At 68.3% G+C, this 11,017-nt stretch carries 8 protein-coding genes; 5 read left to right on the top strand and 3 right to left on the bottom strand.

What is annotated here, in order from left to right; genetic code table 11:
• The first annotated feature begins 252 nt into the window (after positions 1 to 252).
• Positions 253 to 1,863, top strand: a complete 1,611-nt coding sequence (gene murJ / locus AB1346_04270; protein ID MEW6719648.1) for a murein biosynthesis integral membrane protein MurJ — start codon at positions 253 to 255, stop codon at positions 1,861 to 1,863.
• Positions 1,860 to 2,741 carry an MBL fold metallo-hydrolase gene (locus tag AB1346_04265; GenBank protein ID MEW6719647.1) on the top strand — a complete coding sequence of 294 codons (882 nt, stop codon included), beginning with the start codon at positions 1,860 to 1,862 and terminating at the stop codon, positions 2,739 to 2,741. Before murJ ends, AB1346_04265 begins: the two co-directional genes overlap by 4 nt.
• Here AB1346_04265 and fusA read toward each other — a convergent pair.
• Together fusA and AB1346_04255 are read right to left on the bottom strand one after the other, a co-directional pair.
• Positions 2,726 to 4,747, bottom strand: coding sequence for an elongation factor G (gene fusA / locus AB1346_04260; GenBank protein MEW6719646.1), 2,022 nt, complete (start codon positions 4,745 to 4,747; stop codon positions 2,726 to 2,728). The genes AB1346_04265 and fusA overlap by 16 nt on opposite strands.
• A gap of 1 nt (position 4,748) precedes the next feature.
• Positions 4,749 to 7,319, bottom strand: coding sequence for a U32 family peptidase (locus AB1346_04255; protein ID MEW6719645.1), 2,571 nt, complete (start codon positions 7,317 to 7,319; stop codon positions 4,749 to 4,751).
• Positions 7,320 to 7,400: 81 nt separating this feature from the next.
• Between AB1346_04255 and AB1346_04250 the strand changes: the two genes are divergently transcribed.
• From AB1346_04250 to AB1346_04240, 3 genes are read left to right on the top strand one after another with little or no spacing between them, the layout of a single operon-like run.
• Complete coding sequence (locus tag AB1346_04250) at positions 7,401 to 7,949, top strand: LemA family protein (protein MEW6719644.1); 549 nt, start codon at positions 7,401 to 7,403, stop codon at positions 7,947 to 7,949.
• Positions 7,950 to 7,964: 15 nt separating this feature from the next.
• Positions 7,965 to 9,065, top strand: a complete 1,101-nt coding sequence (locus AB1346_04245; protein MEW6719643.1) for a M48 family metalloprotease — start codon at positions 7,965 to 7,967, stop codon at positions 9,063 to 9,065.
• Positions 9,066 to 9,100: 35 nt separating this feature from the next.
• On the top strand, positions 9,101 to 9,580 hold the full coding sequence (locus AB1346_04240) for a ferritin family protein (GenBank protein ID MEW6719642.1): 480 nt from the start codon (positions 9,101 to 9,103) through the stop codon (positions 9,578 to 9,580).
• A 75-nt stretch (positions 9,581 to 9,655) separates the two neighbouring features.
• Here AB1346_04240 and AB1346_04235 read toward each other — a convergent pair whose 3' ends face one another.
• The gene (locus AB1346_04235) at positions 9,656 to 10,993 is read right to left on the bottom strand and encodes an OmpP1/FadL family transporter (GenBank protein MEW6719641.1); all 1,338 of its coding nucleotides are present in this window, start codon (positions 10,991 to 10,993) and stop codon (positions 9,656 to 9,658) included.
• Positions 10,994 to 11,017: the final 24 nt, after the last annotated feature.

Genomic DNA, 11,017 nt, shown 5'->3' with positions numbered 1-11,017 from the left:
TAGACCTCTCCTGTTGTCTGCATTGAAAGATGGGTGGATAGGTTAACTTATGACGTTAATGCGGTCAAGAACTATTACTGAGAGGAAAATCCAGAACAGACAAGATATTACCAATCTATTGCAGGGATCCCCGCCCGTCAAGACAAGAAGGGAAACGGGAACGGCATTCGATCAGCCGCGCCGGATATAAATACATTCGCCGTCATGAAATCGAAGTGGAGCCTCCCGCTTCCTTCGATTATAGTCGGAACCATGTCCGAAACCGAAACCCGCAGGATGGGGCGCGCCGCGGCGGTGATGATGGCGTCGGTGCTCCTCTCCCGGATCTTGGGGTACGCGCGGGACGCCGTGATCGCGTACCAGCACGGGGCCACTCCCGACACGGACGCGTACTTCGCGGCGTTCACGATCCCCGATTTCCTGAACCACATCCTGGCGGGAGGCGGGCTCTCCATCACCTTCATCCCGATCTTCTCCCGGTTCCTTGCGGAAGGAAAGGAGGAGGAGGGATTCCGCGCGTTCTCCACCATCGCCACGACGATGGGGATCGCGATGGTCTTCTTCATCGTCCTCGGGGAGTTCATGGCGGACCGGATCATCCCGCTGATCGCGCCCGGATTCTCCCCTGCCCAGGTCGCGACGGCCGCGGGGCTCACGCGGATCGTCCTGCCGGCCCAGATCTTCTTCTATCTCGGCGGGCTGCTGATGGCCGTCCAGTTCGCGCGGAAGCAGTTCCTTCTCCCGGCGCTCGCCCCTCTGGTCTACAACACGGGGATCATCGCCGGCGGGCTGCTGGCCGGCAGGGAGCGCGGGATGGAGGGGTTCGCGTGGGGGGTCGTCGGGGGCGCCTTCCTGGGGAACTTCGCCCTGCAGCTTTACGGAGCGCGCCGCGGGACGTTCGCCTACCGTCCCCGGATCGACTTCGCCGATCCGTCCCTCCGGGAGTTCTTCCTCCTTTCCGTTCCCATCATGCTCGGGTTTTCCCTCGTCGTGGTGGACGAGTGGACGCTGCGGGTCTTCGGCTCGTTCCTGCTCGTGGGGGCGATCACCTGGCTGAACAACGCGCGCCGCCTCCTGATGGTGCCCGTCGGCATCCTGGGCCAGGCGTCGGGGGTGGCCTCGTACCCGTTCCTCGCGGAGCTCGCCGCAAGGGGGAAGCTGGACAAGCTGTGGGAGTCGCTGTCGCTCACGCTGCGGTGGGTGTTCCTCGTTTCCGCCGCCGCGGCCGCGACGATCTTCGTCCTGTCGCGCGAGGCGGTCCTGCTCGTCTACCAGCGCGGCGCGTTCCGGATCGACGACACGATCCGCACCGCCCAGGCGCTCTCCGCCTTCGCCATCGGCATCCCCCTCTGGTGCTCGCAGGCGATCGTGTCCCGGGGCTTTTTCGCGATGAAGGACACCTGGACCCCCACCCTGGTCGGGACGGCGTCGTGGCTCGCCGCTCTCCCGGCGTACTACTTCCTGCAGCAGACGCACGGCGTGTTCGGCCTCGCCTTAGCGAGCACGGTGGGGATCTTCCTGTACGCCGGCGCGCTCTACGGCATCCTCATGCGCCGGACGGTGGGGAAGCGCGGGCTGTCGGAGCTGGCCGAATTCGGGAAGATGGCGCTCGCCGCGGCGCTCGCTGCCGCCGTCGGCGGATACGGCCTCTCGGCCGCCGCGAAATACCTCTCCTGGGAGACGTACTACGGGGCGCTGGCCAGGTCCGCCGCGGGATCGGTCCTGGTCTGCGCCGCCTGCTGGCTCTTCGCGCTGCTCCTGGGCTGCCGCACGGTGCGCGCGATCCGCCGCAAGGAGGACCTGCTGCATCCGCCGTCGGCGGGCCCGGGCCCGGAGGCGCCCGGCGGGGAGCCGCCCGCGTGATCCGGCTCGCGGACAGGATATGGATCGTGGAGGGAGGGAAGAACGGCCGATACCCGTTCTCCCATTCCCTCTACATCCGGGACGGGGGCGGTTTCCTGGTCGACGCCGGGTCGGACGCGGAGGAGATCGACCGGCTGCGCAGGGAGGACGGAATCGCCGCGGTCGTGATGACGCACTATCACGAGGACCACTTCACGCACCTGTCGGGACTTCCCGATGCGGAGGTGTGGGCATCGGCGGCGGACGCGCCGGCCTTCGAATCGGCCGACACTCTGCTCGCCTTCGAAGCCGCCGCGGGGACGGAATGGGAGGCGCCCTACCGGAAGCTGATCGGGGAGAAGTTCCGCTTCGCCCCCCGGAAGGTCTCCCGCCGGGTGAACGACGGCGAGGAGATCCTCTTCGGGAAGACGCGGGCGGTCGCCGTGGTCGCTCCCGGCCACACGCCGGGGCACCTGTGCCTCCATTTCCCCGAAGAGGGGATCCTGTTCCTCGGCGATTACGACCTTGCGGATTTCGGACCGTGGTACGGCGACGCGTCCTGCGGCATCGAGGAGTTCCGCCGCTCGGCGCGCCGCCTGGCGGCGGTCGGGGCGGACCGGTGCGTGGTCTCGCACGAGGGGCCCGTCCACCGCGGCCCGATCGCGGAGAAGGTCGAGGCGTACCTGGCGGCGATCGACCGCAGGGAGGAGGCGCTGCGCGAGTTCCTCCGGGAGCCGAGGACGCGCGCGGAGATCATCTCCCGGCGGCTGGTCTGCGGCTCCGGGAACGACTGGTGGTGGCTCGACTACGCCGAGTGGTCGCTCCTGTCGAAGCACCTCGAAGAGATGATCCTCCGCGGGGCGGCGACGTTCTCGGAGGGGGTCTACGCACGGTCGTAGTGCGAGAACTTCATCGTGTAGTTCCCCCGCCCCTGCGAGAGCGACCGGAGCGCCGTCACGTAACCGAACATCTCCTTCAGCGGGACCATCGCCGACAGCAGCGACGCGTCCAGGCGGCGGTCCACCGAGGTGACCCTCCCGCGGCGGGCGTTCACGTCGCCGATGACCCCTCCGAGGAACTCTTCCGGGACGGAGATCTCCACCTCCATCACCGGCTCCAGCAGGTACGGCTTCCCCTTCTCGTACGCCTCCTGGAACGCCTTCGCGGCCGCGACCTTCGCGACCATCTGCGAGGGGACGCCCGAGTGGAAGGCCATTCCGGTGAGATCCACCGCCACGTCGTCCACCGGGTAGCCCAAGGAGCCGAAGAACGCGCCCTCGCGCAGCCCCATCTCCATCCCGTCGCTCACGTCCTGCGAGAAGCCCAGCATCCGGTAGCCGTCGAGGATCCGCACCCCGGAGCCCCGCGGGGCCGGCTGGACGGAGACCGTGGTGACCACCTTCACCATCCGTTCGGCGATCTCCCGCTCGAACACGCTCTCCGCGCTCCCGGCCGCGGTCACCGTTTCCCGGTAGACGACCTCGGGGTTCCCCTTGCGGACCGTCAACCCGAATTCCCGCGCCATCCGGTCGAGGACGACCTCCAGGTGGAGCTCCCCCATCCCCGATAGGAGGATCTGCCCCGTGTCGGCGTCCTCGCGGAACGTCAGCGTCGGATCCTCGTCCGTCATCGCGCCCAGGATCTCCTTCAGCCGGTCCATCTCCCGGACGGTCTTCGGCTCGACGACCACCGAAACGACGGGCTTGCGGAACTCGATCGGCTCGTAGAGGATCGGCGCCGCCGGATCGCACAGCGTGTCTCCCGTCTTCGCCTTCTTGATCCCCCGCGCCCCGACGATGTCGCCCGCGCGGATCTCGTCGACCGGTTCCTTCTTCCCCCCGTGCATCCGGAAAAGGCGCGCCGCCTTCTCCTTCTCGCCGGTGGCCGCGTTGAGGAACGCCGCCCCCTCGGCCGCCTTCCCGGAATAGACGCGCAGGTAGACCGTCCGCCGCCCCTCCTCCTGCATCACCTTGAACACCAGCGCGGAGAACGGCGCCGACGGCAGCGGCTCGCGCATCGCGGGCACGCCGGACCGGGGATCGTCGCCCCGCGCTGGGGGGACCTCGGCGGGCGACGGGAGGAAATGGACGATCCCGTCCATCGCCGGCTGGACCCCCCGGTTCCGCAGCGCCGATCCGGCGTAGACCGGGAAGATCCGGCCGGCCAGCGTCCCTTTCCGGATCCCGGAGCGCAGCAGCGGCAACGGGACCTCCTCCCCCGCGAGGTACTTCTCCGCCGCCGCGTCGTCCCCGTCGGCCGCCGCCTCCAGCAGCGCCTCGCGGTATTTCGACAGGGCGTTCGCCTCTCCGGGCGAAAGCGGTTGCCGATGCACCGTCGCCCCCTGGTCCTGCGCGGAGAAGGACACGCGCTCCATCGACATCAGGTCGGCCACGGCCGCGAACGTCCCCTCCTCGAACAGCGGGACCGTCACGGGGATCCCCCGGGCGTCCAGCTTCCGCGCCATGTCGGCGATCACCCGGTCGTAGTCCGCCCCCGGGCGGTCGAGCTTGTTGACGAACGCGATCCGTGGGACCTTGTGGCGGTTCGCCTGGCGCCAGACGACCTCGGACTGCGGCTCCACCCCCCCCACCCCGCAGAAGACGACGACCGCGCCGTCGAGGACGCGCAGCGACCGCTCCACCTCGATGGTGAAGTCCACGTGCCCGGGGGTGTCGATCAGGTGGATCTCCGATCCCTGCCACGCGAACTGCGTCACGGCGGAGGTGATGGTGATCCCGCGTTCCCGCTCCTGCGGGAGGTAGTCCATCTGGGTGTCGCCGTCGTGCACCTCCCCCATCCGGTGCGTGACGCCGGAGTAAAAGAGCAGCCGCTCGCTGAAGGTGGTCTTCCCTGCGTCGATGTGCGCGATGATCCCTATGTTCCTGAGGCGGTCGACGGCAGCCACGTCAGAAGTTCCCCCGGAAGAGATTGAATGTGGAGGCGCCCGGGATCGCCCGGTCCTCCATCAGGGCGGAAAGGACCGCGGACAGCTCCTCCGCGGAAAGCCCCTTCAGGTCCGCGAAGAAGTCGCGGATCCCCGCCGCGCGCAGCTCGTGGAGCGACCCGGAAAGGGAGAACGGCTCCGCGGGGAGGACCGCCGACCCGTGTTCGTCGGTGTCCACGCCGAACCGCTCGCCCCGGGGACTCACCACCTCCCCGCCCCGCACCCCCTTCGCGGGGAGCAGCCGCGAGAGCATCAGCGGCACTCGGCCGTAGACCACCGCGATCCCCAGCCCGTAGAGGAACTTTCCGATGTCCCGCAGCGCCGAAAGCGGCGCTTCCACCGGGAGGATCATCCGGGCCGCGCCCATGCGAGAAAGGGCGGAGAGGGCCGCCATGTTGAAGGCATAGAGGTAATGGTCGCTGACGAGGACCACCTGGCGCCGGAGAGGCGACGGGGCGAAGAAGCGGAAGTGTCCCGCGTCCGGAAGGACCCAGCGCGTCAGCCCCTTCCCCACGGCCTCCGTGACGGTCCGGCGCAGGAAGGAGGCCTCCGATTCGAGCAGCGGCGCGGGGAGGCGGAAGTAGGCGCCCGCCCTCGCGTGCCGGATCAACGGCGACGGATCGCGCAGCAGCGCCTTGGTCATCTCCACGACGGGGACGATCCCCGGGGTCTTCGGCAGGAGGGGAAGCTGCTCCGCGCGGATGCCGGCGAAGATCACCGTGCCGGGCCCTTCCGGCCGGGCGCCGGAGACGCGCAGCGTCGGAAGGATCTCCAGCCGGAGCCGCTTCCCGGCGAGGTGGAACTCCTTGTCGAAGTGCCGGGCCGCCTGGAGGAAAAGCGACTTGACGTCGCCCCAGGCGCAGGGCCCCCCGCGGTATTCCAGCCGCACCTCCGCCAGCGGGAGATCCCCCCGGTACGCCGCGGCAAGCTGCCGATCCCCGTCCTTCGGCGGCGATCCCGCCGGGGCGCCCGCGGGGCCTGAGACGCGGTACGGATACTCCCGCGACACGCTGCCGTAAGACGCACGCACCAGCACCGCCCCGGGAGAGACCGCGACGGAGAAGCGCGCGCCGTCCGGCCGGATCGCCTCCATCTCCCGGCGGGCGCGCCGCGTGAACTCCGCGCGGCCGGCGGCGGCCGTCCGGAACAGGAGGTCGCCCGGCGAAACGGAGAACGGGATCTTCAGGAAGAGCCCCCCTTCCGCCGCGCGCATGTCGGGCGCCGACGCGGAGAAGCCCCGCCCCGAGCCGTCCTCCTGGAACTGGACGCGCAGGCGGTCTCCGGGGTCGACCGGCGCCGCACCGGGCACGAAGGCCCACCCGTCCTCGATCCGTTCGACCGCGCCCATGGCGTCGCCCACGTTCCCGGAGCCGCCGCCCGTAGCCACCTCGCCCGGGGCGGCCCCGCCGGTCAGCCCGGAGGTCGGCTCCCGGCCGACGACCCCGGACAGGATCCGCATCCCCTCCTCGACGCCCTCCGCGGGCCTCCCCGCGCGGATCGCGTCGAGCGCGGCGCGATACGCAGACACCACGCCGTACACATACTCCGCCCCCCGCATCCGCCCCTCGATCTTGAGGGCGGCGACGCCCAGCGGCACGATCTCCGGAAGGCGCGGGAGGAGCGACAGGTCGCCGGTGGAGAAGATCGCTTCGCCCTCCCCGCCGCCCGTCCCGTACAGGCGACGGCACGGCTGGACGCACGCGCCGCGATTCCCGCTCTTCCCCCCAAGGTAGGACGAGAAGAAGCATTTTCCCGACCAGGAGTAGCACAGCGAGCCGTGCGCGAAGATCTCCACGCCGATGGGCGAGCGCGCGGCGATCCGCGCGACCTCCCCGATCCGCAGGTGCCGCTCGAGGATGACCCGGGAGGCCCCCATCCGTGCGAACTCCTCGGCGCTCTCCGCGGAGGCGCAGCCGGCCTGCGTGCTGACGTGGACCGGGATCTCCGGGAAGTATTCCCGCAGGATCCGGATCAGCCCGAAGTCGGCCGCGATCACCGCGTCCGGCGAAAGCGGCGCGACCTGGTGGATCAGCGAGATCGCCTCCGGGAGATCGGCTTCCGTGAGGAGCGAGTTGATCGCCACGTAGATCCGGACCCCGCGGGCCTTGGCGTGGGGAAGGATCCGGCACAGGTCGGAGATCTGGAAGTTTTCCGCCCGGGCGCGCGCGTTGAATTTCCCCAATCCGAGGTAGACCGCGTCCGCGCCGGCGTCCACGGCGGCGAAGTATGCCTCGGGAAAACCCGCGGGCGCCAGCAGCTCCGGGAAATCGGGGCGGGCGGCTCCCGGCGCGGGGAGGCGCGACCCGGCGGGCTCGCGGCGCGGCCCGTTCCGGGACTTCTTCGGCCGCGGCGTTTCCGCGGGAGCCGCCGGGGGGGCGCTCCGGGGCTCCGGCCGGCGGGGACGGAATTTCCCCCGCTTCCCCTCCGACAGGGGAGGCGGCTTCACTTCGCCGGGCCCCCGGCGGACGACCTTCGGCTTCCTGTCTCGTGGCGTTTCGATCGGATTTCCCCTTCTTCCCTTTTCGTTTGACATCCATGATACATCCGTTGGAAACTGTGCGGAAGATAGCGATTCGCAAAGTAAATCACGCCATTCCCCGAACGGAGGGCATCGATGGCCTACATCCCGCTCGCCCTGATCGTCATCGTGGTCGCCTGGTTCGTGGCCGCCTACAACAAGCTCGTGCGCATGCGCAACCAGGTGAAGAACGCCTGGCACCAGATCGACGTCCAGCTCAAGCGGCGCTACGACCTTATCCCCAACCTCGTCGAGGTCGTCAAGGATTACATGTCCTTCGAGCAGGAGACGCTGACGAAGGTCATCGAGGCGCGCGGCGCGGCGATCGCCGCGAAGGGAACGGCGGCCCAGGCGAAGGCGGAGAACGTCCTCACCGAGTCGCTCAAGAGCCTCTTCGCCGTCGTGGAGAACTATCCAGACCTGAAGGCGAACCAGAACGTCGCCGCGCTTCAGGAAGAGCTGACGGGCACCGAGAACAAGATCTCCTTCGCCCGGCAGTTCTTCAACGATTCCGTGATGGCGTACAACAACACGATCCAGGCGATCCCCAGCAACCTCGTCGCATCCCTCTTCAACTTCACGACGGAGACATATTTCGAGGCGCCGGAGTCGGACCGGGCCGTCCCCAAGGCCGACCTGAGATAACCACCGGCGGAACGAATGGCGGCGCCGGAAAAGACCTGCGGAAAGTGCGGCACGGTCAATCCGCGGGGGGCGGATTACTGCTACCTGTGCCAGGCGCCTTTCGGGGCCGGGACGCCCGGGCCGGGCGTGCAGGCTTTCGCCGGGGAAACCGGCGGGAGCGGGAACGCCGCGCCGGTCTTCAAGGCCGCCCCGATGCTCCTGTTTCCCGACGCCCAGCGGCACAACGTGCGGATGTCGGCGCTGCTCTTCGCGCTGCTCGTCGGCGTCTTCTTCCTCCTCGGGACCGTCATCGGAGGGGCCTACGGCGACGTCGGCAACGGAATCGCCCTCTCCGCCGTCCTGTGCGTCATCCTCGGCGGAGCCGCGTACTTCAACGGATCGAGCATCGTCCTGTCGCTCCACGACGCCGCGAAGGCCGACCCCGAGCGGCACCGCCAGCTCCTCAACGTCGTCGAGGAGATGCGGATCGCCGCGGGCGTCCCGATGCCGAAGGTCTACGTGATGCCGTCCGCCGGGATGAACGCCTTCGCCGCGGGGCGCAGGCCCGAGGAGGCGAGCGTTGCGGTCACCCAGGGGCTCCTCGACGGGCTCAACCGCGAAGAGCTGCAGGGAGTGATCGCCCACGAGCTGGCGCACGTCAAGAGCAGGGACACGCTCTACAACGTCTGCGCGGCCGTTCTCGTCGGCTCCATCGCCCTGCTGGCCGACATGTTCCTGCGCGGGACCTTCTTCGCGCACCGGGGACGCTCGTTCGGCGGAAGGCGGGGCGGGGGGCGCGCAAACGCCGCTTACATCGTCCTGGGGATCCTCCTCGCCCTCCTGGCGCCGCTGGCCGCGAAGATCCTCCAGATGAGCATCTCGAGGCAGCGGGAGTACCACGCCGACGCCGCCGCCGCGGGCTTCACGCGCAACCCTCTCGGGCTGGCCTCCGCCCTGTCGAAGATCGCCGCGGGGGGGGCGCAGGTGCCGGGCGAGAACCGGGGGACGCAGCACCTGTTCATCGTCAACCCGTTGAAGGAATTCGGGCCCGGCGCCTCGGCGCTCATGTCGACCCACCCCCCCACGGAGCTGCGCATCCAAAGACTGAAGGCCATGGCCGGGTTCGGCGGAGTGTGATAGAAAAGATCCATAACATCCGGAGGGCATCATCCATGCAATTCACCGATGAAGCGCTGAAGTACCTGAACCTGGGGATCTCGGGCGAGCTCGCCGCCTACGTCTTCTACAAGCGGGCGGCGGTCCTGTTGTCGGACGCGAAGCTGCGGGAGACGATCCTGAAGATCGCCGGCGAGGAGAAGAGCCACTTCCTGTCGCTGGAGGACGTCTACGACCGCCACGTCCGGTCCGAGATGTGGGCCCCGTACAAGGACATCATGAACAAGCCGGGGCTGCCGGACATCGACGAGCTGGTCCAGGACACCCACAAGGAGCTCCTCGCCAGGATCGGGAAGCTCTCCTCGAAGCGGGAAGTGCTCGAGATGGGGCTGTCGCTGGAGAAGGAAGCGATCGAGCTTTACAGCAACGCCGCCGCGAAGCTCAGCCATCCGGACATCCGGAAGGTGTTCGACTTCCTGATCACCTTCGAGAACAGCCATGTCCAGATGTTCGAGACGGAGCTGGCCGCCCTCTGAAAAAACGTAACGGGGCGCCCCCGTCGGAGGGCGCCCCGCCCGTTTCGCCTGCCCGCCGGAACGGGTTCTTTTCCCCTAGAACTTGTAGCCGACGTCCAGCCCCGCCAGCCAGGCCTTCCCTTCCCAGGTGCCGTTCTGCCCGATGAGGTTCGTACCCTCCGGCCGGACGTTCGATATCGTCCGCTCCTTCTTGTCGATGTACATGAGCGCCGTGTCGATCGTCCACGGGCCGATCTTGTACCCCGCCCCCACCATGTAGTTCAGCCGGGTCGCGTCGGGCAGCTCCGGCCCCAGCGTCTCCGCCGGCACCGGCGTCGGGTCGTAAACGAAGCCCGCGCGAAGCGCAAGCGGGTCGGTGACCCGATACTCGGCGCCGAGCCGGATCGCGCAGACATCCCGCCATTGCTTGTCGGAGTTGGTGCTGACAAGGACCGGCGGCCTCTGGTCCCGGATGGTGATCGGAAGGCTCTTGAACGAGCTCCAGAAAGTCCAGTCCGCGTCCGCCTCGAACGTCCACCGGTCCATCGTGTACGCCACGCCGAGCGCGAAGGTCGCCGGCATCTTGATGAGGGCGTCCCCCTTCGTGGCGAAGGTCGTGCCGCCGCCGAAGAACGCCTGCGACACGGACGCACCGCCGAGCGCGGCGACGCCCGTCGTGTTGATGCTGTTCAGGTTCACGTCGCCGTCCTTGACATTGAGATCGAACGAGCTGCGGTAGCTCGCCCCGATCCGCACGTTCTTCGTGGGCTTGATCAGCACGCCGAAGTTATAGCCCCACGCGTCGCCGCTCCCTTCCAGTTCCAGGTTGTACAGGTTCCCCCCGAGCGCCGTACTCACCGGCGTCTTCCCCAGCGTCGCCATCCCGTACATGTAGTCGATCCCGAATCCGATCGACAGCATCTCGTCGACCTCGAATGCGAACGTCGGGTTGATCACGATCGTCTGCAGGTCGATCTTGGTGACCTGGTTGCGGAAGATGCTGCCGAAGGCGTCCTTGTATTCCTGCCCCAGCCCGAACGGGGCGAAGATGCCGACGCCGTAGGCGATGCCGCGCTTCTTGTTCGTGCTGGTGAAATAGGCGTTGGGGATCATGAAGTGCAGCGTCTTCTGCGTCTCCGAGACCGTGAGTCCCGGCACACCCGGAGTGGCCCCCGTCAGCGGCGTGGACCCGGTGAACTCCCCGCCGTTTTCATGGACGTAGGTCGCCCCCACCATCACGTTCTTCCCTTCGAGCTGCATGAGGCCCGCCGGATTGAAGTAGATCGCGGACGGGTCGTCCGCCTGCGCGGTGAAGGCGAATCCCATGCCCATCGCCTTTACGCCCGCTTCCGGCAGACGGAATCCCGCGGCGAACGAGGTGCCCGCCGCCAGCATCAGCGCCACCGACAGTGAAACCGGTTTCCACCACTTCATGCGCACCCTCCTTGGCAAGGCGTT

It is taken from the genome of Thermodesulfobacteriota bacterium (assembly GCA_040758155.1).
GTDB lineage: Bacteria > Desulfobacterota > Deferrimicrobia > Deferrimicrobiales > Deferrimicrobiaceae > UBA2219.
This window is presented reverse-complemented; position numbering and strand designations above follow the sequence as displayed.